The sequence below is a fragment of the Chroococcidiopsis sp. CCNUC1 genome, assembly GCF_023546805.1.
GTDB lineage: Bacteria > Cyanobacteriota > Cyanobacteriia > Cyanobacteriales > Chroococcidiopsidaceae > Chroococcidiopsis > Chroococcidiopsis thermalis.
Genome location: NZ_CP097480.1, coordinates 1,008,680 through 1,033,439, shown reverse-complemented (window position 1 = coordinate 1,033,439; position 24,760 = coordinate 1,008,680). Strand labels below are relative to the sequence as shown.

Sequence of the window (24,760 nt, the reverse complement as noted above, 5' to 3'; positions counted from 1 at the left end):
TTGGAAGTTCAAGCTGAAAATATTAGCCCGAACGTGCCTCTTTCATACAGAATAAATAAACCTAAGCCAATCAATATGAAAGGAACTATCGGTTGACCGTAGCGACTTAAAATATTGGCAATAGTAGGTTGGCGAGTTAATAAATAGGCGATCGCACACCAAACTCCTACCATCAAAAAAAATACAGCGAGAATTAGACTTAAACTAGCAAGTTGACTACCAGCAAATAACGGAATATAGATACTAATATTATCGCCCCCATTAGCAAGTGTTACTGCTGCAACTTTATAAGTATGAGGGTTCAGAAGACTTAAAAGGAAAGAAAATGTGGAATTACGATAACTAGAATTTTCAAAGCTGGTTACTGTTTGTACTTGTACGGTTTCTATTTTGCGATTTACTAATTGCTTAAACCCAATTATTATTGGCAAGAGTCCTAGTAAACCAATCCATTCTCGCGGTACAATTAAACCACCAAAAAAACCTGGTAAGCTAGCCAAAACAATAGTTGTAAAACCTAGATACTGACCGATAACGATATGCCGACGACGAAAATTAGCATTTATTTGAGAGAAAAAGAGTAGCAAGACAATAATATCATCAATATTTGTAGCAATAAAGGCGATTAAACCTTCTGCAAAAGCCATGCCAATTCTACTCATTACCAGTCAAATTCGTTTAATTTAAAACAGGCAGATGTCAGCATATAAAATTGATATAATATGACTATTTTGAGTTCATCTGTATTCTGAAACTTGTATTTTTCCTTGAAATTAAGTCGTTTTAATGGCTCTAAGAAACTCTATATTTAGCTCTAACTTGTCTCCTAACCAAAGGGCATGGTTTGTATGGTCGGCAACATCGTTACCTGTTGTTGGATGGACTAAAATATCTAATCCTTGACGATGCAACATTAACCAGGAAACAATCGCACCAAATTGCTCTGGTAAAAAGGCAACTTGATACATAGGTTTGGGATGGGGACCAATCGGATTGTCATGCCAGCGCCCAAGCCTCACGTCGAATTTTGTATTCAATTCTTCACGTACACGCGCTGCTACTTCGCGACTTTGGCGATCGTAATAGACATGAGCGTGAAAATCTGCTATCTCCTTTGTATCTTCTAGCATCGCTTTTCGCTCCACTCATACTTAATACTAGTTTGACAAATCAAGAACTGGGATCGCTCAAAGATCGCAACAGCAAATCAGAGCATAAACTCAGAGATGAGATTCATCAACCCAATGCTGAGCGCGGTTAACAGCTTTAAGCCAAGTGTGAAAATTTTCTTGTGCTTGAATTGCCCCCGTTCCTGGCTCAAAAATTCGGTCGATTTTCCGACTGCGACACAATTTTTGATAATCAGTCCAATAACCGATCGCCAATCCAGCACCAAAGGCTGCACCTTGAGCCGTTGCTTCTAAAACAACTGGACGCTCGATCGGAATTCCGAGTGCATCGGCTTGGAACTGCATTAAAAAGTCATTTTGACAAGCACCTCCATCAACTTTCAAGACTTCAATCGCTTTGCTAGAATCTCGATTCATCGCCTCGATCGCCTCTTTTACCTGATAAGCGATCGCTTCTAAAACAGCTCTTACCATGTGTTCGCGCTGTACGCCGCCTGTAATTCCCAGAAAAGCACCCCTAGCGCTCATATCCCACCGAGGCGCACCCAATCCACTTAATGCTGGGACGAAGTAAACACCGTTATTATCTGTAACTTGACGCGCCAGGTGTTCGGTTTCGGCAGCTGAATCGATCAGCTTCAAACCATCTCGCAACCACTGAATGCAAGCACCTGTCGTAAACATAGCCGCTTCTAAAGCGTAACTCGTCGCCGTTCTTCCGTTTGCTAAAACTTGCGTCCAGGCAACAGTTGACAATAACTGGTGATGCGATCGCGTCAGTTCTTCACCTGTATGGGCGATTAAAAAACATCCCGTCCCATACGTACATTTCACCATACCAGGACGATCGCACCCGTGAGCAAATAGCGCCGCCTGTTGATCGCCAAATACCGCTGCGATCGGAATTGCTTCCCCCAGTAGTTGCGGATCGGTTTCGCCAAACATACCCAAACTCGGCTGAATTTGCGGCATGATGCGATCGGGAATCTGAAATAAATCGAGGAGTTGCGAGTCCCAATTTCCCTGCGCTAGATTCATCAACATCGTGCGGCTGGCATTACTATGGTCAGTAGCGTGAACCTTGCCACCCGTTAATTTCCATAAGATCCAAGTGTCGATCGTCCCAGCCAGAATATTATCCAGATTTATATTTATATTTTTATCCCGTACCCAATCGAGCAACCACGCGAATTTAGTTGCCGAAAAGTAGGCATCGACAATTAATCCAGTCCGTTCTTGAATTGTCTTTGCCTGTCCTTTTGCTTGTAATTGCCGACACATAGACGCGGTACGCCGATCTTGCCAGACAATTGCTTTGTGCAAGGGTTTACCTGTTGTCTTATCCCACAATAAACAGGTTTCTCGCTGTACCGACAAACCAATTGCCGCGATCGCATTTGCTGAAATACCTGTATGTTTGAGAATTTGTTGTATACAAGTGTAAGTATCTTGCCAAATCTCTTCAGGATCGTGTTCTAAATAGCCAGGTTGAGGATAATATTGCGTCAGTTCTTTATAGGCTTGACCGGCGATCGCACCTTCAGCATCGAACAAAATTGCTCGATTCCCTGTCGTGCCTAGATCTAATCCTAGAATGTATTGCATCAGTTATTAGTTATCGTAGGGGCGGGTTTAGCAACAGATTCACGGTTTGTCACGATCGATCTTTGCCCAAAACCCACCCGTACATCAATTGTCAAATGACAAATTCTAATTTATGAATTATTTTGTCACTTTTTGGCATGACATGCAGCGATCTTGACAAAATACGAGTATCAGTTATCAGTGTAGAGACGTTACATGTAACGTCTCTACAAAGTTATCAGTTATCAGTTGTTACACACCACTCAACTACCAACTACCACCTACCAACTACCACCTACCAACTACCAATTACCACTCTGTCATGAACCTCAGAGCAATTATATTTTCATCTGTAGTAACTGCCGCAATCGGTGCAGTCATTGGTTTAGCTGCGGCGAGAATCGGTCAACGTGACTTTAATCAGTTGAGATTTGAGGGGAAACATTATGAAGGAATGCAAAATAGATATGTTTTGATTGGTGCTAGCGTAGGTTTAGCTGTGGGGTTGGGACAAGAGTGCGTCCGCCAACTCAAGGCAGAAAGAGATCGAGAGACAGAGTAGTACGAAGTATGCCCCCTAAACTAAAATTTAGCTTAATCGGCTTGCTGGCAATTGGTACAGCAGCAACGTTCGCTACATCCTACTCGTACTTGGGGATGGCTGGGATCGCTGTATTCTTGCTAGCTTATTTGTCCAAAGGCATGAGAAAGCACGGTTAAAGCTGGCAGGTGATTAACCGATTGAAAAAATAGTTGGTCATTTTCGCGCCGAAAGGAGAATTCCACCAGCGGGAGGGATGGCAACCAATGGGTGCTGTGAGGGTATAGTCTAGATCGTCGCATTTGAGCCATTTACGATTCGATCGCCAGCCCACACGATCGCCAAAAGACTCGATAATTTGATAATCTTGGTTAATTGTGGTTTCTATAGAGCCGCCAATACTTTGATAAATTTGTGTTTGGATACTAAAGCCAAAGCGACCGTTACTATATTTACGCCACAGATTATCGATGACTTGTAGTTCGTTACAGGGAAAACTTCTAATTTGTTCCGGGGTAATGGATTCTAGTTCTAACTCTCCCGTCACAGATTGAATGAGGCGAATCGTTTCCCAGTCTGCTGCATGGAAATTTTCGGCAGCTAGCAATTCTTGTAGCTTTTTGTAGCGGTAAACATCAGCTACTAGCAGAAAATTGTCTTCCGTCCGAGCTAGGCGATCGCTCAAGTTTGATAGCATTTGAGTCATCTGCCCTAGTTGTGTTTCTATCATTGCTAAACGGGCGATCGCTTCTGATTCTTTAATTTCGCTAGACATAGGAAACCTCACAATTAGGTTGTCATTTGTCATTTGTCATTGGTGCATGTTTTGTACTTATGACTTACGACGAGGGTTGCTCAGGCAGTCAACTGGGTTCTCTATATCTTTCTATAGATCGGCAAAAATTTAAATATATAAGTGGTAATTCACAAAAAACTTAATTTCTTAGCAAGAAAAATTAAGTGTATAGGGTGCTTCTAAAGCAAATCCTCAAATCATAGCGTAAAATGTAATCCAATTGACATATATCATATATAAACTGAATCTAACCTATTTACTCTGGAGAGGTAACTATGACTAACGAAGTTAAAAAACTTAGTATTAGAGAACTTGCTAAACTGCCGAGAGAAAGCCAAGACAAAATTCTTTTAGAGCAGATAGCTGCGTTACCAGAAATGTGTTTTATCTCAGGTTCGGAAGAGATGGAATGGGTGGAGGAGTATCAAGAGGAAGATCCTGAAGATGAAATATGGTGAGATATGGCAAATTAATTTCGATCCAACAATAGGAGATGAAATCAAGAAAACTAGACCTGCTGTAATTATTAGTAGGGATGGACTATCTGGATTGAGAATAAGACTTGTAGTACCAATTACAGGATGGAAACCTAATTTCGATCGATTATCCTGGATAATCCAATTATCTCCTACATCGACAAATGGATTATCAAAACTATCTGCCGCAAATCCGTTACAAACACGCTCTGTTTCTACAGCAAGATTTGTCGATCGCGTAGGAGTGTTAGAAGGTGATAAACTAGAAGAAGTTATTTTAGCTTTAGGTATACTAATACAGCATCCTTGACATGGCAATAAGCAGCGATCGAGCTAATTTGTCTGCAACACAGGTAACACTTTCTCGCCAAATACCTGAATGAATTGTTGCTGTTCGCGATTGACGTTGTGTAGCAGCAATTCATCAAATCCCAACTCTACATCTTGCTGCAACCATTCTATATGTTGCTGCGGATCGGCAGAGATGCGGACGTGTTCGTTCATTTCTTCCGGTTTGACAAACTCTCCGGCTGCATCAAATTGCTGGGGCGATCGCAGTTCGGTCATGAGAATATTTTTGAAAATATTATTGCGCCACTGTTGATGGGCTTTTTGCCTTGCTATATCTTCATTGCGATCGTATGATAGTTGAACTTTCAATAGCATGGGCTTGCCTTCTCCCCCACCCCGACGAAAGGCATCGACGACTTGTTTAAGTTTCTCTGGCGGACGAGAAATTGTAATCAACCCATCTGCCCAACTTCCCAACCACTCAGCAGTTTGAGCCGTCACAGCAGCACCGATAATTAAGGGTGGAGTTTCGGGGCGAGAATAAAGTTTTGCCTCCTCAACGCAGACTAAACCTTGATGAGTCACGGTGTCTCCGCGCCACAAAGCACGCATAATATCGACGCATTCTTTCAAGCGAGTATTGCGATCGCTTTTACACAACCACTTATCGCCTGTAATAGCCTCATTGAGCGCTTGACCGCTACCTACAGTTATCCAAAAACGTTGAGGAAACATTTCCGCCAAAGTAGCCGCCGCCTGAGCGATAATTGCCGGATGGTATCGCTGCCCTGGAGCGCAGACCACGCGATAATTCAATCCGGGAGTCGCTTGCATCGCTGCACCCAACCAAGACCAAGCAAAACCGCTTTGACCCTGCTGTTCGCTCCAGGGGTGAAAGTGATCGGAGGAAAGAGCATGAGTGAAGCCTGCTTGTTGAGCCATTTGCACGTATTGCAACAATTCACTGGGCTTGAATTGTTCGTGGGAAGAGTGATAGCCGATTTTTGTCATTTCGGGAGTAGGAGCTTCGAGTAGATGAATCCGATCGCAATTTAGCGCCAGTGAGATTTCTTGTACTCCCCCCCTGGTTAAAACCTGGAGATATATTTACTGCGAGCGCAAAGCTTGTACGGGGTCGAGTTGGCTAGCGCGAAGTGCTGGGGGAAATCCGGCTCCCACACCGACTACCAAGGCGGAACCCAAAGCCAGTGCAGCGATTCTGCCTTCAAATTCATAGGGTAAATCGAACGCATCGGCAACGTTGAGCGCAACAACATGCACGACTACTAAAGCTACCGTACCGCTTGCTAGACTGAGCAATGCTGCCTCTAAAACGAATTGGAGCGCGATTTCGCGTTGGGTAGCTCCTACGGCTCGACGAATGCCAATTTCAGACGTGCGTTCGGTCACGGAAGCAATTGTAATATTAGCAATGCCCACACCTCCTACCAATAGGGCGATCGCTCCCACTACCATCAGCCCTCGCGTTGCCAGTTCCAGAGTTTGTTGCTGCTGGATTAGGTCGTCTACATTATTCCAAGCCCAAAAACTGAAACCAGGATAGCGTTGTTCTAATAATTCTATGGCGCGATCGCTCAAGTCTTCTAATTCTTCCAGTCGATAAGGACGCAGTTGAACGCTGCCGATATCTTGTTTGCCGTGCAAGGCATTATAAATCGCCATCGGGACGAGAATTTGACCTTCAGGAGGCGAATCATCATCTGGGCGTGTTTCTAACACTCCTATAACGATGTAAAGTCTGCGCCCAACTAAAATTTGTTCTCCTACCGGATTGCGATCGCCAAATAGTTCTTTGACCAAATATTCATCAATTACCGCTACGGGTCGATAGTTAGCAAAATCGGTAGCATTAAAAAACCGTCCCCTAACCAAGTTTTTTCCCGAAGTCAGTAAATAGTCTTGAGTTACGGGCGATACTGAGGGCAGATATGCTTTATCTTGATATACGGTGGGCAATGGTCCCGCCCAGTTAAAAGCGCTGATTGCCTGCACCCCTACTAGGCGCTGGCGCAAGAATTCCATGTCCTCCAAACGCAGTTGCAGCACAATGCGATCGGGTTCCCACTGGGGATAAACTGTAATTTGCGGTGCGCCGCGCTCTGCTAATTGTCGAGCAATGACAGCGCGGCTGATACTACTAGATTGTAGCGTTGCACTCACCGCCGCTACCCCCATGAATACCCCCAACATGGATAGGGTTGAACGCACGGGATGACTGCGGAGGGAACGGTAGGCAAGATTAAGTAAATCGAATGGTGAAATGCCCATGATTTAAGAAGGGAGTCGGGAGTGGGGAGTCGAGAGGACAAGGAAGACAAGGGAGACAAGGGAGACAAGGGAGACAAGGGAGACAAGGGAGACAAGGGGGACAAGGGGGACAAGGAAGCAGAGAGCAGGTGGGCTTTGTGTGCAGGTGGGCAGAGGAGATAAAATAACTAACTGGTCAGGAGTCAGGAGTCAGGAGTCACCCCACACCCCACACCCCACACCCCACACCCTATTTACCGATCGCTGGTAACAGGTAACAGGTCACTAGCCACCAGCCACTAGTCACTGATAACTGGCACTCCTGGCTCTAGTGATGGCTCGGATGGCGGTTGAATGACGCGATCGCCAATTTGCAAGCCGGAGGTAACTTCAACGTTTGTCAATCCTTCTAAACCCAACTTCACTGGGCGTTTTTGAGCGTTGCCTTGACTATCTCGTACCCAAACAAACGGTTTGGAATCGTCATCGTCGTCGCGTTGCACGATTTCAGTCGGTAAGACGATGACATTTTGCCGCTGTTGGAGCAAGATTTCGACATTGACGCGGCTGCCTGGAATCAGCGTACGAGTGGGAGTATCCAACAGGACGATCGATGGGACGGCTGGCTGATCTGAGCTACTCGATTGATTCGATTGCTTGGAACCGCCGCCTGAGCTTTGTTCCTCTTCCTCCTCCCCAACTGCTTGCGGATATAGGCTTTGAATTCGCCCTGTAAATGTCTGGCGATCGGGACCGATAACGCTAACCCGAGCCAATTGGTTAGGACGGACTTGAGTTGCGTTCAGGGTGGAAAGCTGAAGTTTTACCAACACTTGCCTCGGATCGCCAATTGAGAGTAAATTTGTGCGGAATTCAACCCCGTCGCCGTTTTTCACGTTGACTCCCAACACAACACCGTCAATCGGTGCAGTCACGATCGAGTCTCGCACTTCTTGCTGAATGCGTTTGCGCTCTAGTTGGAATGCTTCTAGTTCCAAAGCAGCCGTCCGTGCATCTGCTTGGGCATCGCGCAAGGTAGCCCGTGTCTCGCGGAGTTTATCTTGTTGCTCGTAGACTTGTTCTCGTGCGATCGCCCCCTCTCTCGCTCCAGCCACCAAAGGACGCAGTTTTATTTCATCGGCAGCAATTTGTTCTTTCGCTTCCACAATTTCCTGTTGATGGCGCTGTAAAATCCGTCGCTGCTGCTGAATTTTGACTTCTTGATTGGCGAGGGCTGTTTCTCGTTCTGGATAGCGCAGAGTAATTAGCGTCTGTCCAGCCTGAACGCGGTTCCCAGGTTGTACCAAAACTCGATCTACCGCTCCCTCTGTTGGGGAAGTCAAGATTCGCTGGTCGCGCAGTTCTACCACGCCGCTTTCATTGATGGTAGATTCTACAGTGCCGCGCTTGACTTCGGATAGGCGAACTGCTACGGGTTCCTCGCGATTCAGGATGAGGATGAGATTGGATTGCCAAGCGCCCACCCCGATAACTGTTAGTATGGCTGCGCCAGCAAGCCATCGACCGTTGTGATGGAAGAATTTTTCTAGCTTAGGATTGTCCTTGCCAAACATGGCTCTCTCCTGTTTTGCTGGAACCGACAATGCGAGCTGGATTACCAGCTGCGATCGCATAGGCAGGGACTTCAAAATCGACGACTGCACCCGCACCCACGATCGCACCGTCGCCGATGCAAGCTCCCCGCAACAAAACTGCTCGCGTCCCAATCCAAGCATCGTTGCCAATTTCAATGCTGGTGGGTGGTACGGCTGCATCACCTTCAGTCATTAGAGCGGGTGTAGCAGCGAAAGTATCTGCTATGACCACTTCGCGGGAAATTAGCGTGAAATTGCCAATCGTAACGCGATTATTAGTAGCAATAATTGCTCCAGCGATCGTGCAGTAATCGCCTATCTCCACCTCGCCACAGGGTCCGAGATCGAAAAAAGAATCAATATAAATGCCCGTATCGCTGCCGACACGCAGACCGCAAGGGCGCTGAGAGCGATAGTGCAGAAACACATAACTACTGTGCAACCAACTGCGATCGCCAATTATGACGTTAGGTGGCAGCGATCGCCCGAACCAGTCGTGGGAAAGCCGGAGTGATGTCATCGTCTCACCCCCAATAAGCTTGTCACTTTGGCAGGATTACCCGTCACCATCGCCCCCGCAGGCACGTTAGAGGTGACGACAGAACCAGCGCCAATCTGCGCTCCCGCACCAATTTGCACGCCTTTGAGGATAATTGCCCCAATGCCGATTTGTACGTCATCGGCAATAACTACAGGCTTTGCCTCCAAGGGCGGACGCTGCTGCGGATTGCCTGCGGGAGAAATGGCGATCGCATCTAGTCGCCGCAAGTCTGGATCGCGGGGATGAAAGTCGCTATCGGCGATCGTCACGTTGTAGGAAATTAGGACGCGCCTGCCGACTACGATCGACTCAGCACACCAAAACACTGCCCCGACGAGGACGGAATCATCACCAACGACAAGCTTGCCTGCTGGTTCTACTGAAAATGCCGACCAGGTGTAGACTTGTACGTTCTTGCCCAGAACTAAACCTGGATTTTGTTGGCTGCGAAACCGCTTAAAACTCTCTTGACGCTCTAGATAGCAACCAGGTTCGATCCAGATATTATCGGGTAGCGTGTTGTAATCCCACTCTCCAGTAAACTCGCGGGTATCCATGCGTATCCCTCCTAAGCAAGTCAAAAATTAAAAGTCAAAAGTCAAAAAGGAAAAATGTAGTTCTAGCAAAACTTTTGGCTGCTGCCTGCACGCGAATTCAATGTGGAACAACTTATTCAATTCGCTCTAATATTTCGCCCAGCACTAAGCGCGAGTCAAACCAAGTCCGCGCCAGTTCCCTTGCTGCCTGCTGGTGGGTATCGTAGTCTCGTTCGATCGCCTCAATTGCCTTGACTGCCTCGTCTAGATTGGTAAATGTCAACAGCCCAAATCCGGTGGGGATATATTTGGAAAAACCCGTATCTTGCACCACCACGGGGCGACCTGCGGCTAAATAGCAGACCGAACGGCAACTAAACCAGCCGCAGCGGGTAGCGACGTAAACGTTCTTGGCAACGCTGAATTCGCCGCGAGATTGTTCGATATATTTGCGGTAAAGGGCAACTGAAGCGGAAGTAGCTTCGGCATCCACGACCGACCAACCGAGCGATCGCCAGCGATCGAGCGGCGCTTCACCATTGACATTGATCGTCACCTCAAATGATGCAGGGCTGTGGGTTGGCAGTGGCTCAATTTGCTCGAACTCCAACTCTTTAGAGCCGTACCTAACACTGTTGTGAACGATCGGTTGCGGGTAATGATTCCAAGTCATTACCGTCGTCCATTGCTGGGCGGGTAGTTGAGCCAGCCAGCAATCTAAAAGAACTGGGGGGCGGGTTGGCAGCCAGGGAATGTCAAATGTCGGCAGCGGGCAATCCGGTTGTCCCAGGCGCAGGGCGTAAGTAAAAAACAGATCGTGCGATCGCCAACCCCAACGCTGTTGTTCTATTGGCTGTTTATCCCACTGGGGAAATATGACAAAGTGATTCCAGCCTGGATCGGTGTCGATTAAGATTTTGTTACGACAGTGTAGGTATTCATCCCGCAGCACGCTGCCACCAGAAACGTTCAGTAACAAAGTTGCTTCCGCCGCCACCTCTGCCATTGTTTCGGCATCTAACCCATATGTTTGCCCATCAACAGCGCGATAGTGCCAGCGTTGTGCCAATGTAGGGGAAAGTAGGGCAAGCGATCGCTTCAGAAATTCAATCCCATAACTGGGATCTTCTTCATACACCCCCGTCTCTGGGTTGTAGCTGTAGGAAGGAATCCCAGGATCTTCGAGATAGTACACTTCAAATCCCAGTTGTTCCAATCCCAGCGCGTACTGTCCGTAATCCCAAGCTACGCCGCCTACAGGACTGGTGACGATCGTGCCAGTAACGATCGCTTTCATTGCCGCACCTCCAGCACTTGACGATAAAGCGATTCGTAGCCATCTACCATGCGGCGGTAGTCAAAACGGGCGATCGCCTTTCGTACTTTATAACGGTCTAAAGCCAGCGTATCGGGAATCAAAGCGGCAAGGGCATCGATATCGGCAGCGTAATATCCCGTCACGCCTGGTTCTACAATCTCCGAAACGGCACAGCGATCGATCGCCGCCACGGGCGTACCGCACGCCATCGCTTCCAACATTACCAGCCCGAATGGTTCGGAGGCATTGATCGGAAACAGCAGCGCCGCCGCTTCTGCGAGTAATTTGTTTCGTTCTGGCACGCCGATATATCCGATATATTCCACTTGCTTGCCATCTACCCAAGGTTCTATTTCAGCGTAGAAGTAGTCACTTGTCTGTCCTGCCATTACCAGCCGCATTCCCACTTGCTGGGCGATTTGAATCGCTTCTAAAGCTCCTTTTTTGTGAATCAAATGTCCCAGAAAGACGAGGTAATCGCCACGTTTGGCATGAAAGGGAAAGGCATCGATATCAATGCCGTTATAGACAACAGCAACGCGATCGAGAGTGGTAAATTTGCTGCGGTGGTATTGAGAAACGGCAACAACTTGAGTTTCAGGGTAGCGACTGTAGCAACTGAGGATATCTTTCGTTGGGTTGATGTGGTAAGTGTGGAGGACGGGCGTACTTACCAAGCGAGTGAATGGTAGGGCGTGATGGTAGGCGTGGCTGTGGATGACATCAAAGCGTTCTGCCTGCTCGAAAGCGGCAGCTACGTGCACGATCTCGTGAAATTCGTAGTAATTCCACAGCATTGAGTCTTCTTTGTAGCTGCGGGGATAGACAGCGTGTAATCTTGCCTCAGTTTGAGAATCCCCTGAAGCAAATAACGTCACCTCATGACCTCGGCGCGTTAATTCTGCTGCCAGCAAAGACACGAGCTGTTCGATCGAACTGCCAATGTCAGGACGAGTGGGAAGGGCGAGCGGCGATACCAGAGCTATTCGCAGGCGATCGCGCATAATTTTCCTCCTTGTCTAGCCAATGCCAACGTTCGGCAATTTTATCGAGTAACTTATCGACTTGAGCGATATCTCGACAGGGTGAGATCCACCAACGGAGATACCAGAGAATTTTGAGAATGTCGCAACCAGCCAGCGTCCGGTCGAAGGCGCGGCGATCGAGTGGGGCGATCGCGTGTCGGGCAAATTCGTCGCAATAAGCAGCCAGCAAGCGCGGCTTTCCCGTTCCCCAGCCGGAGGATAGCTTCGCCACATCCCAAGCTGGTACGCCAATCGCCGCCCATTCCCAGTCAATCGGTCGGATGCCTACTTGCGGTTGCACGATTAGGTTTTGGCACGACATATCGCCATGTACCAAAGTGTGGGGCTGCGCCTCCAACTCGGCAATTAATTCGTCCAATCGCGATACGAGAGAATCGAAACGAGCGATCGCTTGCGGTTGATACAATTGCACGCTCTGACGCGCCATGTCAGCCAAATATCGATAAAAAACAGCACCGTGTTCGACCAGGCAATCTAACTGGCGCAACTGTGCCGCTTGACCGTAGTAGGTGGCGTGCAGCCGCGCCAGCCAGCGGAAAGCCGCACACCATTCCTCAACATCGCAGTATTCCAGCTTCCATTCGCCGACATCCTCCATGAACAGCCAGTAGCGATGGTTGGATTCGTCGTACAGCGAGGCATATAAAGCAGGCGTACCGAGATCGCGATTGACGAGCAAGCGTTCGTAGATCCTGACTTCTTTACCGCGATGGCGGATATGGCGATCGCATTTGAGCTGTAGTTGTTTGAAAATGACGCTCAACTGCTGACCGTCATCTAATGTCACTTGCAACCGATCGATCGGATGGGTGCTGAAACTGTCAAGCGGCTGAGATTCAATCGCCACAATTTGTAGCGATCGCCCCCAATAACGACTCAACCCCTGTTCTAGTACAGCGGCGGGAACGAGCATTTCGTCGATTTGGTCTGCGCTCATCGCGAACGCTCCTGGGTGGTGGTGCGAGCTAAGTCAACTAATTGCCCATGCTCGATCGCCAGTCGCAGGTCGCAGCTTTCCAAAGTGCTGAGTCGATGGGCGATCGTAAAAGTCGTGCGTTTGTCCATCAGGCGCTCCATTGCCTCCATAATTGCAGCTTCAGTTTTGACATCAACCGAACTGGTTGGTTCGTCCAAAATCAAAATCGGTGCATCCTTGAGAAATGCCCTGGCGAGGGAGATCCGCTGCCGTTCGCCTCCCGAAAGTCGCATTCCCCGTTCTCCTACTCGCGTCTCGTAACCGTGCGGCAAATTCAAAATAAATCGATGGGCGTTGGCTGCTTGTGCTGCGGCGACAATCTCCTCATGGCTTGCCCCTGGACGGGCATAGGCGATATTTTCCGCAATACTGGTAGAAAACAGCACGGGTTCTTGCAGCATGATGGCGAACTGATTGCGTAAATCTGACAGTTTGTAGTCCCGCAAATCTAAGTCGTCTAACAAGATCTGCCCTGTGGTAGGGTCGTAAAAACGAGTTAGCAAACTGACGAGGGTTGTTTTCCCCGCCCCTGTCGTTCCGGCGATACCTACCCGCGCCCCTGCGGGAATGCTAAAACTAATCTCATGCAGGACTTGGGTGTCGCCGTCATAGCTAAACGAAACGCGATCGAAGACTACAGCCCCTTTAGCTCGTTGCAACGGTCTGGCGTGCGGTTTTTCCACCACATCTGGCGCTTGGTCGAGTAAGGTAAAAGCACGTTCTGCCCCTGTCAAAGACCCTTGCAGGCTGGCGACATTCTTACTCATCGATTCGAGCGGTTTGTACAACTGCGACAGGTAGCCCATCACTAGCAGCAGATTCCCTAAAGACAGCTCCCCACTTTGCACCAGCCTTACCCCCACGTACAATACTGCTGCCGTACCTACTGCCGTAGTCAAGGCAATTAGCACGCCCAAACTGCCCTCAATTAAACTCAGTCGCAGTTTCGCCCACAGCGCGTCCTCGGCATGGCGGACAAAACGGTGCTGTTCTCGGTCTTCTTGAGCAAAAGCTTTCACGACCCGCATTGCTGCCAACACTTCCTGCACCACCGAAAAGGCAGTGCTTTCCAGCTTTTTAGCTCCTCGCCACTGCTGGCGCAACCGTTGCCCGTACAACCGCGACAGAAAGTACAACAGCGGCGAAATCACCAGCGCAATCAGGGCAAGTTGCAGGTGAATGCGGGCGCTGACGTAGAGCATACTGAAAAAGGTGAAAGCGGAAGTGACGAGGGGAATTACGCCGTCAACCGCAATCCATTGCAACGCGGGTGCATCGTGTTGTACTCGATAGTTAGTGTCGTGGGTTCCTTTGGAGTCGTGATAGGAAAGCGATAGCCGCTGCGCGTGGCGAAACAGCCGCGCCCGAAAGTCTAAAACGAGCTTTGCACCTGTATAAGTTTGCAGCATCGATCGCGTTAGCCCTAACAGCTTGCCTCCCAAAACGATCGCTACTGACAAAACTACGGCAAAAATTAAAATTGCCTGGTTCGATCCAGTTATTGCTGCGGGAAGCACGACACGCAAAAAGTAGGGCAACGGCTGCGAACCGATGACACTATCAACTGCGATCGCCACTGGTAGCGGTTGCAGCAGCGTCACGGGAATGGATAATAAGCTGAGTAGCAACAGCAGTCCTAGATGCCAGCGAAACGATCGCACCTCGCGCCAGATTCGCCGATATAGTTTGGGGATGTTGTCAGGAATTGCTCCCACTATTTGCCTCCGACTACATTTACCAAAACAGGGTGCAGGGGGTAGGGGGTGGGGTGTGGGGGAACACCCTGTTTTCGCTTCATAGCGGTTTTCAATTGGGTAAAACACGCGCTCTGTAGGGGCGCACAGCCGTGCGCCCCTACAAATGTCACGCGCGCAATTGAGAATCGCTATCAGGCTTTACCCGTTCGATCGCTTGCAAGACAACCGCAGAAGCAACCGCACTCTCGTAGAGCGATCGCAATAACAGCAGCAAGGCGATCGCTCCTAACTTCGCAACCGCACTCCACGCTGAATCGATCCACGCTGCTACCGTGAGTCCGACGAACAGGAAAAACAGCATCCAACCGAGTTTCGACCACCGCGACCAAGTACGCAACCGCACTAGCTGCTGTCCGCCACCGTGTTCTTCAATCGCCATTAACAGGCGATTGCTACCAAATAATCCCCCTGGCACTTCCAAATCCCAAGGATCGAAGTTACCGCCGCGTTGAACGCGGTGTCCGGCAGATTGGATCGCCGTCTCAATTGAGGTCAGCCACGATTGGGGCGCGTGCCAACTGGCACTCCAAAGCGTTGCTACTCTTGCTAAAGGCAAGGCTAAATTTGACATCCCATACCAGCGCCAAGGTTGCAAGCCGTAGCGGAAACGTCCTTTGAGACGAGCCAAAGGTTGGAGTAGGTACAGCACTGCGGTCAAGCTATAACGCCGCCAGCGATCGAAGTGAGATTTCGGCTGGTTGGGAAACTTGGCTTGTGCGGCGCTGCGACCAACCTGTATTAAGGTTGCGGCGATCGCAACTAGGGCAAGGGGCGAGATTAACCACATTGGAGTCCACAAAACTCCTCCTAGCAAACTCAGTCCCACCAATACCATTACGACTAAATACCATTCCGGCATCAGCAGTAACGTTCTCAGCGTTCCTGGCATTGGTTGATAAATAGATTGAAACAGTGCCGAACCCCAAGTGCCATAGAACACCCGCTCTTGTACGCTCAGTCCGTACATGACGCTCGGACCATAAATTCGTCCCGACCAGGTAAGATGTCCGAGGATGTTGTATTTATCAGTCCATTTCTGTTCTAAAAGAGCTTCGGCTTTACCATAGCCCTGTTGTTGCTTCCAGTAACGCCATACCGAGTTGCGGCGATGATGCCAGACTACGGCAGCTGGGCTAAACCCGATCGTCCAACCCTGTTCTTGCAACCGCCAGCAAATGTCCACGTCATCACCTGCCGTCCGAAACTGAGGATCGAACCCAGCGATCGCCTCTAGGCAAGACTTGCGAAATGCCATATTACAACCAGGAATATGCTCTGCCTCCCGATCGGATAGTAGGACGTGAGAAGGACCTCCTGGCGCATTTGCCACGCACTGGGCTACCATTCCGTCCTCTGGTGGGGGCAAATTGGGACCACCCACCCCGACATGGGAGGTTTCCATAAAGGTGATGGCAAGATAAGTCAACCAGTGTGGGTCTGGGTAAGCATCGTCATCGATGTAGGCAACAATTTCCCCTGTTGCTGCTTGCATCCCTACGTTACGGGCATGGCTCAAACCACTTTGAGGAGTGCGGATCAGCCGGACATCGTACTCGCTGACGATCGCTGCTGTATTATCTGTAGAGCCATCGTCAACCACAATCGTTTCACAATATGGATACTCCAGTTGTGCCAGCCCTGCCAGAGTATCGCGAATCGTGTGAGAGCCGTTGTAGCTGCACACGACTACCGAGATCGTGGGAAAAGACAATGCAGGGAATGGCACTTGAGCAAATGCCTGACGCGCGGTATTCAAGGCAGGTTTAGGACGGCGCTGGCGATCGGTAATGCCAAAATCCCAGTCGTCAATATCGTAGCCGCCGCGATACCATTCGTCCGTCCAAGCAAAGACAAACGTTCCCGCACAACCCGATGCAAACGTTGTACGGAGCTGCCAATCGAGTATTTCTGCCTGCTTTTGTTTACCATTACGGCGGCTGTCTAGCCCTAATTCTGCAAGTACCAAGGGGCGATCGCCTGCTAGATTTTGCAAGCGGGCAATATAGGCAGCTAAGCGATTCTGTTGCTCTAGGTAGACATTGAAGCAAACAAAATCGACAAACCGCAGTTGTAAATACTCTGTCGTTGGGTAGTTGACATAGGTAACTAAGCTATCGGGGTCTTCGCGTTTAGTAATCCGATACAGGCGCGCTAAAAATCGCTCGACGCGATGACGACCGTACCAACGCACGATTCCAGCTGGAATTTCGTTACCGATCGCATAACATAATAAAGCTGGATGCCCCGCACAACTACGCACGCTGGCGCGGATACGCTGTTCGAGCGATCGTACCCTTTTTCTGTCGTCTAAAAACGCAATATGCTGCTCCCACGGCAGTCCTACCATCACCCAAAGACCGTACTCTGCTGCTAGATCGAGCAACCAACGCGGCGGTACTGTGTAAGTTCGCACCGCGTTAATCTCATTCGCTACCATAGCGGCAAAATCGCGACTCGTAATTTCGGGACTGGGATAGAAATTGCCTGCTGCATCTGGGTGAAACGTACCGTAGGTCACGCCTCGGATGTAGAGCTTTTCATTCCCGACAAAAATAAATTTACCCCGAACTTGCGGTCTTGCTATTGGTGCAGCGACACCTGATGATATGGAGTCACGAGTGGTTGCCAGTTGAGCAGGTATACTGTTTGTTACCTTCTCGAACCGCATAAGCAAAATAAATTAGCCAATGAAACCTTAAGAATAGGTTATGAGGCGAACCTTGCGAAAACCTTAAATTAAGCTTCAAGTTGGCTTAAAGTTTTTTTTACTTGTACTCGTACCACGTACCACGCACCACTATTCCTCAGAATACAACGGCAGCTCGACGATAAAACAAGCGCCACCCCTTGGCTGGTTAAACGCCATAATCGTACCGCCGTGGGCTTCTACGATCGCCCTGGCAATTGCTAAACCCAGCCCCGTACCTTGCTGCTGACCGCTATGAAACCGTTCAAAGATGTGTTCTAGCAGATCGGAAGGAATGCCCCGACCCGTATCGGCAATTTCAATCCATGCCGAGTTGCCAATGACTTTTAGACGCAGATCGATGCGCGTCTGTTCGGGAGTATGGCGGATGGCGTTATCTAAAATATTGGACAAAACTTGTTCGATGCGGTCTGGATCTCCCAGTACTACGACTTTCTTAGGAATATAGCTCTGGAAAACTCGCTGTCCCATCATCAGGGAAAACTGAGCGGCAATTTCAGTACATAACTCCGATAAATTGACTGCTTGCATCTCAAAGGTTGCCGCGCGATCGCTGCGTACCAGTAATAACAAATCTCTGACTAGTCGCTCGGTACGGTTGATTTCGCGGCGCATCGCCCGCAGCAAGCGCGTGTTTTCTTCTGGAGTTGTTACCACTCCTCGCAGCAGCAGATCGGCATAGCCACCAATGACTGTCAGCGGTGTACGGAGTTCGTGCGATACATCCGCCAAAAACTGGCGCAACCTGTCTTCCGATTGCGTTTTAACGGCTAGGGCGCTTTGCAGTCGATCGACCATTTCATCAAACGAGCGAGCCAGTTGACCGATTTCATTCATACCTGGCTTGAGGTTGCTCCGCTGAGATAAATCGCCTTGGGCAATCCGATAGGCTACAACAGCCATGTACTCCAGCGGGCGCAAATTGCTGCGTACCATGAGAAAAATAGCGATGACAGCGATCGTTAACAAGATCAGACAAGCTACAACGGTAGAAAGTACGTGCTGACGTACCAATTGATAGCTGCTCTCTAGCGACGTACTCAGCACCGCTACACCCAGCGGCGTTTGGCGCGGGGGAATCGGCACGAGCGCCACCAAGATATCGCTGCCATTTCTATCTTTTATAATGTGGTCTTGCTTTAGCTCGCCTGCCAAAGCTGATGCATACCAATCTTTCGGTAACTGAGGCGCAGCTGGTTCGCCAATCGTGCTGTTGTGGCGACCGATCTCTCGACCGTAGCGATCGACAATTGACGCTCCTGTTTCAATTGAGCTGAGGTCTGTAGCAAGTCGATCGGCGATCGCTCGCAGTTTTTCATCATCAACTTTCCGATTGAGTAGTTCTGCATCAATAATTGGCTTTGCTTGCGCTCGCAAGCGGATGCTTTCGCGCTCGATCAAAAAGTTACGCAAGTTATAAAGGTCGTGGGTAAATAAGAACAGTAGTAAAGGCGCAATCAACGCTATAGTACTCAGCGTTAATCGCCAGCGCAATTTCATAAGCTGGTTTAGGTGTCTGAATTGATGGCAACTGCATCTAAATGTTGTCCAGACGGAACTTTCAACATATATCCAATGCCGCGTACAGTCCGAATTAAACCATGTGGATCTCGGTCTAGCTTGTTTCGCAAGTTGCTGATATAAACTTCGATTACCGTCGTATCGCCGTAATAGTCATAGCCCCACACGCGATCGAGGATTGTTTGACGTTCTAAAACGCGATCGGGATGCTGCATTAGCAGGTGTAACAAGTTAAACTCTTTACGAGTCAGTTCGATAGGTACGCCTGCACGCCACACTTCTCGTGTATCGGAATTCAGCGCGATCGCGCCCGCTGTTAGGATATGACTTTGTGACTGTAGGTGTCGCCGCAATGCAGCTCGAATGCGGGCAAGTAATTCAGGAAAATGAAAGGGTTTGGTAAGGTAGTCGTCAGCTCCCAGTTCTAGACCTTTAATTTTATCTGCTAAGTCGTCCCGTACCGTCAGCATAATAATCAGTACATCACTTTGCTGACGAATTCGATGACATACATTAAAGCCATCAAGATCGGGCAAGTTTCCATCTAAAATGACAAGTTGTGGCGACCAGACGTTAGCTACCTCGATTGCTGCATAGCCACGTTGAACCGATCGCACTTCAAATCCTTCATAGCGCAAACCCAGCTCGATCAAGTCAATAATTGATTGTTCGTCGTCTATAACCAAGACACGAATCAGTTGATTGTTTGCATCTCGTTCCGATTGTTGCAAATGCTTTGGTTGTAGATTGTTCGATGCACCTGAGTTATTCATCTTCTAAGCAGGTAGGTAGATGGGCAGGCGGGCAGGTGGGCAACTACCACGCACCACGCACCACTTGCAGTAACTCCCTTTCTAATTTACCTGGAACCAGCGATAGCCATAGCCAGAAATTTCGATTTCTTTAGAATTACAATCCATCTGTTCGTAGGGGCGATCGCTATATACATCCAATAAATGCGAGTATTCTACCGATTTCAAGGTAATAGTACATGACTGTGCAGACAAATTGTGAACCGCAAGAACTGTATTTCCATTCTGTTGAGAACTGTGGGCAAATACGCTTGGTTTGTCTGTAGCAACAATTTCCCATTTACCAGAACCGAATTCTGGATATTGCTTGCGGGTGCGGATCGCCCGTTCCATCCAACTGAGAATAGAGTTAGGGTCGCGCTGTTGGGAAGTTACGTTAAGCTTCTTGTAGCCGTACTCTCCTTGCGCGATCGCAGGTCGCGCCAATTTATCTACAGGCGCAGAGGAAAATCCACCATTCTCTCTACTAGACCATTGCATCACCGTGCGGACGCTACCGCGACCCTCTAAAGAGAGATCGTCACCCATGCCAATTTCTTCCCCATAACGCAGCATTGGTGTACCAGGCAGGGTTAATAACAGACTGTATACTAGTTCTATTTGCTGGCGATCGCCCTCTAGCATGGGTGGTAGCCTGCGCCGAACTCCGCGCCCCCACATCTGCATATTTTCTTCAGGAGCAAAAGCTTGAAAGATTTCCTGAATTTCAGATTCTTGCAGGCGATCGAGCGTTAATTCGTCGTGGTGACGGACGAAGTTGAGCCACTGACAGGTATGGTGAGCGTCGGGTAATATCTTCAGTCCCTCAACCAGAGTCGCCGCATCTTGCCGCGCCAGCGCCAAAAACATATGCTGGTTTAACAGAAAACTGAATAGCATCTGCATTTTGTCGCCATTGCCAAAATAAACCCCAATTTGGTCGGCATCGACATTAGCTTCAGCAAGTAAAATAGCATCAGCTCGCCGCGAAACAAGAAACTCTCGCATTTCAATCAAGAAACCTTCCAAATCTTCCGGCTTTGCGTCTGGAATGCCAATTCCTTGAATTAAAAAAGGTGCAGCATCAATCCGAAAGCCAGAGACTCCTAATTCCAACCAGAAGCCCATAATTTTACAAATTTCTTCCCTCACGGCTGGGTTGGCGATATTTAAATCTGGCTGTTCTTTGTAAAAGTGGTGTAAGTAATACGCTCCTGCTTTATCGTCGTAATCCCAAAGGCTATCTTCCACATCGGGAAAAGCAATGTGCTTGGGGTCAGCTGGCGGCGGATTATCCGACCATACGTAGTAGTTGCGGTATTTAGAGTTGCGATCGCTCCTAGCCTCTTGAAACCAAGGATGCGCGATCGATGTATGGTTGACGACAAGATCGACTATAACTCTAATTCCCCGTTCCCGCGCCTTGTGCATGAATTCGACAAAATCGCCCAACGTCCCCAACCGGGGATCGACACCGTAATAATCCATTACGTCATAACCGTTATCGCGGTTGGGCGAGGGATAAAATGGTAACAACCACAAGCAAGTGATTCCCAGCCCTGCAAGATAATCTAGTTTTTGAGTCAGTCCTGGAAAATCGCCTACTCCATCGCCGTCCGAGTCCATAAATGTCTCGACATCGAGAGAATAGACAATCGCGTTTTTGTACCAAAGATTTTGCATGGTAATGGGTAATGGGTAACTTTGTAGAGACGTTACTTTGTAGAGACGTTACATGTAACGTCTCTACACTGGTCGTCGATCGCTGTTAATCGTCGTCATCCCCTTGGAGTCTGGCAATGCGATCGCTGGTGGCTGGGTGGGTACTTAAAAAAGCTGGTATTGAAGATTGGTTGCGTAATTTTTCTAGAAAGGCAATCATTTGATTTCGATCGTAGCCAGCTCGCTGCATATTCTCAAATCCCAGCCGATCTGCTTCAAATTCTGCTTGACGGCTGCGCGGACGGCGCACGCCGAGTTCAACTCCCAAGGCTATGACTTTGTTGCGATCGACTCCTGCTGCATTTGCTAACCCTTGAGCGATCGCAGTTTGTCGCATTTGCTCTACTGTATGACGCGCTGCAATATGTCCGATTTCGTGTGCCAATACGCCAGCGAGTTGCGCTTCGTTGTCTACAGCTTCTAGTAAGCCTGTGGTTACGTAAACAAAACCCCCAGCGGTGGCAAAAGCATTGATGCTTTTATCCTTTACCACTTGAAAGGTATAGGGAATATCGGGACGAGAGCTAGTTTGAGCTAATTTTTGACCGATGCGATTGACTTTATCGTTTAAGGCGCGATCGCGCACGGGTTGAAATTGAGTGCTAAGGAGTTGTTGGTTAATTTGCTTGCCTAACTCTACTTCATCTCGGTCAGAAATCCTGTAGAGTTGGACGACTTGCGCTCCTTGCTGGAATAATTCTGCCCACGGAACCGACAAAGCTACTTCGGGGCTACCTGCACTTATACTTAATGCAGCCATCGAACCAAGTACTGGATAATACCAAGTACGGCAAGTACGGCGAGCGAATTTAGAAATTGCAATCATGCGTGAATTGGGAGAAACAGCCACCGTACCAAACCTCCAAGCAACTTATCACTAACGATCGCCTCTTTGTCACTATTTGTAGATTTTGTGGTTTTCTTGTCTGCGTGTCATCCTACTACTTATAGAGTTTTAAGCGCGTGGTGCGCTCAGGCATGGTGCGCTCAGGCGTGGTGAGAAAGCTACAACCCTCTCACTAACTACCAACTACCAACTACCCATGAACGCTTTATTTATTTCTCTTAGCTTAAATGCTCTGGCTTTAACGTTAGCAATATTATTTGTCGCTAAAAAAGGAGGCGTTTCTTATTTACGAACGAAACTTTCAAGGTTTGCTCGAAACCGCGATCGCTTTAGAATTCAAGTTGCTAATCCATCGTATTACTTACAGAGAGTTAGCCAGTTTCAACTTGCACCAATATCCAATTCAGACATCGTGTTTTTGGGAGATAGTATTACTGATGAATGCGAATGGTCTGAGTTGTTAGAAAATCCTCATGTTAAAAATCGCGGCATCTCTGGCGATACTACTATGGGAGTGTTACATCGTCTTGAGGACATTGTGAGTTCTCAGCCAGCCAAAATTTTCATAATGATTGGAATTAACAATTTTATTCATTACCAGCAATCGGCAGTAGAAATTTTGGTGGATTATCAAAAGATAATCGTTGAGATATGCGATCGCAGTCCTCAGACTGAAATCTTCATTCAAAGTGTTTTGCCAATTAATCGGACTAAATCTGGTTTGAATGTCAGCGATCGCGAGATCTTACAATTAAATTCTGCTCTCCAAAAACTAGCAACAGAATATTCACTCACCTATATCGATTTATATTCTTATCTCTCGGACGAACAGCATCAACTAAAGGAATGTTATACGCTAGATGGAGTGCATTTAAACGGTCAGGCTTACTCAATCTGGAAGCAAGTTATAGAAAAGTATATATAACAGATAAACTAATTGTAAATATGCTACCTTCACCTAAACTTCAGATCGAGTCCAACTACCTACTTCTGCATCAGTTAAAGGTTTCTCCAATTTGGCATACTCAGCTTGGGCTGCACGTAACCAGTGTTTCATCTGCACGGATTCCCTTGTTCATCTTCCTACTAGCTCATTAAGAGAAAACTAATACCATTTCACTAAAACTATGCTACAGAAGATCCCCCCTAGCCCCCCTTGATAAGGGCAGGGCTGATCTATTGAAAAAAGGAAAATAGACGACTCAGATCGTGAGCTAAATGACGCATCCCTTGGGTAATTGAGTCAAAACCATTGAAGCGGAAGAGATTGAGTGCAATGGTTCGCACAATGGCAAAATTGACAGGGGCATGACCATCACATCAGGGAGAGCAATCTTCGTGAAGTACTACATCTTTAATCCAGTGGAGGCGATTTTCAATCTGCCAGTGAGAACGAATCAGTCGTGCAAATCCTGTCGCATCAATTGCCAGAGAACTGACGATCGAACATTGTTTCACTAAACGGCTGATTTGCCCTTGTGCCAGTACGTTCGACTCGAATCATCCGTTGTATTCCCAGCCATTGCGGTTCGATCCCAGCAATTGTGTCCAAAACGCTCACCTTCCTTTGGGTGTATCGGTCGCGGCATTGTTCGATGTGGAGATTTACACTCAAGGGGGGAATTGGCTCAAATTGAGTCCTCAAATACGCCAGTAAATTTGGTTGGTTAGCTTTGACGGCAATCACATAGTCATTTTCACTACTGATGATTTGCCCGACTGTTTTTTTGGGTGTGTAGTGCATCTAAACTGAAGCACACACCCTTGAGTTGTAGCTTGTCCAACAACATCTCCACTGTTTTGATTTCACCCTTTTGATGATTTCTCATTGATTCTAAGCCTACCACCACACCTTGAGCCACACTCAAAGCAGATACTACACTGACAAAATCTTGATAAGCAGAGTCGTAATCGCTCAGGCTGGCTTTGATGCTCTTGCCATCGATGGCAATTTGCTCTAAGGGCATTAGTGTAAATGTCTCTTGTGCCCAGGCATTGAACGCCTCAGTTAGAGACACAAAATCCACCCGCACCATGACTCGCCGAATCGTCGAGCTTGCTTGGTAGTCGTTGGTTCGGCAATTTCAACAACTCTAACAACAGTGATTGGTGGCGTGACACGAAGTCTGCTAGCGGACGATATCCATTGCAACCGCTCATCGTGCCCATAATCACCAACACTAACACTACCCACAACGGATAACGCGGTTGTGTACGAAAATCCCGTACTCTTTGCAGATGCTCAATCAAACTCATCAGACCGAGTATGCAATTAAACTACTCCTCCATTATTTATTTTCTTCCCTCAATAGATCAG

General features: G+C 48.2%; 27 protein-coding genes. 6 read left to right on the top strand and 21 right to left on the bottom strand.

Annotated elements, in window-relative coordinates; translation table 11 throughout:
- Positions 1–8 precede the first annotated feature (8 nt).
- From M5J74_RS04810 to glpK, 3 genes are all read right to left on the bottom strand, one after another.
- Complete coding sequence (locus tag M5J74_RS04810; protein ID WP_371933988.1) at positions 9–662, bottom strand: cadmium resistance transporter; 654 nt, start codon at positions 660–662, stop codon at positions 9–11.
- A gap of 111 nt (positions 663–773) precedes the next feature.
- Entirely contained in the window at positions 774–1,130 is a 357-nt protein-coding gene (locus M5J74_RS04805) for a DOPA 4,5-dioxygenase family protein (RefSeq protein ID WP_015152978.1), read from the bottom strand.
- 90 nt (positions 1,131–1,220) lie between these two features.
- Positions 1,221–2,735, bottom strand: a complete 1,515-nt coding sequence (gene glpK / locus M5J74_RS04800; RefSeq protein ID WP_250015677.1) for a glycerol kinase GlpK — start codon at positions 2,733–2,735, stop codon at positions 1,221–1,223.
- Between the two features lie 301 nt (positions 2,736–3,036).
- On the opposite strand from glpK, the gene M5J74_RS04795 reads away from it, so the two are divergent.
- Both M5J74_RS04795 and M5J74_RS04790 read left to right on the top strand, forming a co-directional pair.
- Positions 3,037–3,276, top strand: coding sequence for a hypothetical protein (locus M5J74_RS04795; RefSeq protein ID WP_015152976.1), 240 nt, complete (start codon positions 3,037–3,039; stop codon positions 3,274–3,276).
- A gap of 8 nt (positions 3,277–3,284) precedes the next feature.
- Positions 3,285–3,434: a hypothetical protein gene (locus M5J74_RS04790; protein WP_181245547.1), complete on the top strand. Its 150-nt coding sequence runs from the start codon at positions 3,285–3,287 to the stop codon at positions 3,432–3,434.
- Here the strand turns inward: M5J74_RS04790 and M5J74_RS04785 are convergent.
- Positions 3,431–4,030, bottom strand: coding sequence for a GUN4 domain-containing protein (locus M5J74_RS04785; protein ID WP_015152975.1), 600 nt, complete (start codon positions 4,028–4,030; stop codon positions 3,431–3,433). The genes M5J74_RS04790 and M5J74_RS04785 overlap by 4 nt on opposite strands.
- A gap of 296 nt (positions 4,031–4,326) precedes the next feature.
- Here M5J74_RS04785 and M5J74_RS04780 point away from each other — a divergent pair, with 296 nt between their 5' ends.
- On the top strand, positions 4,327–4,509 hold the full coding sequence (locus tag M5J74_RS04780) for a hypothetical protein (protein WP_015152974.1): 183 nt from the start codon (positions 4,327–4,329) through the stop codon (positions 4,507–4,509).
- Positions 4,496–4,837, top strand: a complete 342-nt coding sequence (locus M5J74_RS04775; protein ID WP_015152973.1) for a type II toxin-antitoxin system PemK/MazF family toxin — start codon at positions 4,496–4,498, stop codon at positions 4,835–4,837. Before M5J74_RS04780 ends, M5J74_RS04775 begins: the two co-directional genes overlap by 14 nt.
- A gap of 23 nt (positions 4,838–4,860) precedes the next feature.
- Here the strand turns inward: M5J74_RS04775 and M5J74_RS04770 are convergent, their stop codons facing one another.
- Together M5J74_RS04770 and M5J74_RS04765 are read right to left on the bottom strand one after the other, a co-directional pair.
- Positions 4,861–5,829: a TIGR03885 family FMN-dependent LLM class oxidoreductase gene (locus M5J74_RS04770; RefSeq protein WP_250015675.1), complete on the bottom strand. Its 969-nt coding sequence runs from the start codon at positions 5,827–5,829 to the stop codon at positions 4,861–4,863.
- A 96-nt stretch (positions 5,830–5,925) separates the two neighbouring features.
- A complete protein-coding gene (locus M5J74_RS04765) occupies positions 5,926–7,107 on the bottom strand; it encodes an ABC transporter permease (RefSeq protein WP_250015674.1) in 1,182 nt (393 codons plus the stop codon).
- A 21-nt stretch (positions 7,108–7,128) separates the two neighbouring features.
- Between M5J74_RS04765 and M5J74_RS04760 the strand changes: the two genes are divergently transcribed.
- Entirely contained in the window at positions 7,129–7,269 is a 141-nt protein-coding gene (locus tag M5J74_RS04760) for a hypothetical protein (RefSeq protein WP_181246548.1), read from the top strand.
- Positions 7,270–7,385: 116 nt separating this feature from the next.
- Here M5J74_RS04760 and M5J74_RS04755 read toward each other — a convergent pair whose 3' ends face one another.
- The 12 genes from M5J74_RS04755 to M5J74_RS04700 all read right to left on the bottom strand — a co-directional run bounded on the left by M5J74_RS04755 (position 7,386) and on the right by M5J74_RS04700 (position 22,446).
- Complete coding sequence (locus tag M5J74_RS04755; protein ID WP_250015672.1) at positions 7,386–8,660, bottom strand: efflux RND transporter periplasmic adaptor subunit; 1,275 nt, start codon at positions 8,658–8,660, stop codon at positions 7,386–7,388.
- Positions 8,638–9,201 (bottom strand): acyltransferase, encoded by a 564-nt coding sequence (locus tag M5J74_RS04750; protein ID WP_250015670.1) that lies wholly within the window; start codon positions 9,199–9,201, stop codon positions 8,638–8,640. The genes M5J74_RS04755 and M5J74_RS04750 overlap by 23 nt, the downstream gene beginning before the upstream one ends.
- Positions 9,198–9,779: an acyltransferase gene (locus M5J74_RS33105; RefSeq protein WP_305883620.1), complete on the bottom strand. Its 582-nt coding sequence runs from the start codon at positions 9,777–9,779 to the stop codon at positions 9,198–9,200. The genes M5J74_RS04750 and M5J74_RS33105 overlap by 4 nt, the downstream gene beginning before the upstream one ends.
- Before the next feature lie 112 nt (positions 9,780–9,891).
- Positions 9,892–11,055, bottom strand: a complete 1,164-nt coding sequence (locus M5J74_RS04740; protein ID WP_250015668.1) for a glycosyltransferase — start codon at positions 11,053–11,055, stop codon at positions 9,892–9,894.
- On the bottom strand, positions 11,052–12,080 hold the full coding sequence (locus M5J74_RS04735; RefSeq protein WP_250015666.1) for a glycosyltransferase family 4 protein: 1,029 nt from the start codon (positions 12,078–12,080) through the stop codon (positions 11,052–11,054). Before M5J74_RS04735 ends, M5J74_RS04740 begins: the two co-directional genes overlap by 4 nt.
- On the bottom strand, positions 12,022–13,059 hold the full coding sequence (locus M5J74_RS04730) for a phosphotransferase (protein ID WP_250015643.1): 1,038 nt from the start codon (positions 13,057–13,059) through the stop codon (positions 12,022–12,024). Before M5J74_RS04730 ends, M5J74_RS04735 begins: the two co-directional genes overlap by 59 nt.
- Positions 13,056–14,813, bottom strand: coding sequence for an ABC transporter ATP-binding protein (locus M5J74_RS04725; protein WP_250015642.1), 1,758 nt, complete (start codon positions 14,811–14,813; stop codon positions 13,056–13,058). The genes M5J74_RS04730 and M5J74_RS04725 overlap by 4 nt, the downstream gene beginning before the upstream one ends.
- A gap of 148 nt (positions 14,814–14,961) precedes the next feature.
- Positions 14,962–17,523, bottom strand: coding sequence for a glycosyltransferase (locus M5J74_RS04720; protein WP_250015640.1), 2,562 nt, complete (start codon positions 17,521–17,523; stop codon positions 14,962–14,964).
- A gap of 129 nt (positions 17,524–17,652) precedes the next feature.
- Positions 17,653–19,062, bottom strand: coding sequence for a HAMP domain-containing sensor histidine kinase (locus M5J74_RS04715; RefSeq protein ID WP_250015638.1), 1,410 nt, complete (start codon positions 19,060–19,062; stop codon positions 17,653–17,655).
- Between the two features lie 8 nt (positions 19,063–19,070).
- Complete coding sequence (locus M5J74_RS04710) at positions 19,071–19,856, bottom strand: response regulator transcription factor (protein WP_250015636.1); 786 nt, start codon at positions 19,854–19,856, stop codon at positions 19,071–19,073.
- An 81-nt stretch (positions 19,857–19,937) separates the two neighbouring features.
- Positions 19,938–21,557, bottom strand: a complete 1,620-nt coding sequence (locus tag M5J74_RS04705) for an alpha-amylase family protein (RefSeq protein ID WP_250015634.1) — start codon at positions 21,555–21,557, stop codon at positions 19,938–19,940.
- Positions 21,558–21,642: 85 nt separating this feature from the next.
- Positions 21,643–22,446, bottom strand: a complete 804-nt coding sequence (locus M5J74_RS04700) for a M48 family metallopeptidase (RefSeq protein WP_015152959.1) — start codon at positions 22,444–22,446, stop codon at positions 21,643–21,645.
- A gap of 193 nt (positions 22,447–22,639) precedes the next feature.
- Between M5J74_RS04700 and M5J74_RS04695 the strand changes: the two genes are divergently transcribed.
- The gene (locus tag M5J74_RS04695; protein WP_250015626.1) at positions 22,640–23,368 is read left to right on the top strand and encodes a GDSL-type esterase/lipase family protein; all 729 of its coding nucleotides are present in this window, start codon (positions 22,640–22,642) and stop codon (positions 23,366–23,368) included.
- A gap of 495 nt (positions 23,369–23,863) precedes the next feature.
- Here M5J74_RS04695 and M5J74_RS04690 read toward each other — a convergent pair whose 3' ends face one another.
- Genes M5J74_RS04690 through M5J74_RS04680 form a run of 3 tightly spaced genes read right to left on the bottom strand, consistent with a single transcriptional unit; the run spans position 23,864 to position 24,699 of the window.
- Positions 23,864–24,130 (bottom strand): hypothetical protein, encoded by a 267-nt coding sequence (locus M5J74_RS04690; protein WP_051033162.1) that lies wholly within the window; start codon positions 24,128–24,130, stop codon positions 23,864–23,866.
- 13 nt (positions 24,131–24,143) lie between these two features.
- Positions 24,144–24,479, bottom strand: a complete 336-nt coding sequence (locus M5J74_RS04685) for a hypothetical protein (RefSeq protein WP_051033159.1) — start codon at positions 24,477–24,479, stop codon at positions 24,144–24,146.
- Positions 24,448–24,699 (bottom strand): transposase family protein, encoded by a 252-nt coding sequence (locus M5J74_RS04680; RefSeq protein ID WP_084739136.1) that lies wholly within the window; start codon positions 24,697–24,699, stop codon positions 24,448–24,450. Before M5J74_RS04680 ends, M5J74_RS04685 begins: the two co-directional genes overlap by 32 nt.
- Positions 24,700–24,760 lie beyond the last annotated feature (61 nt).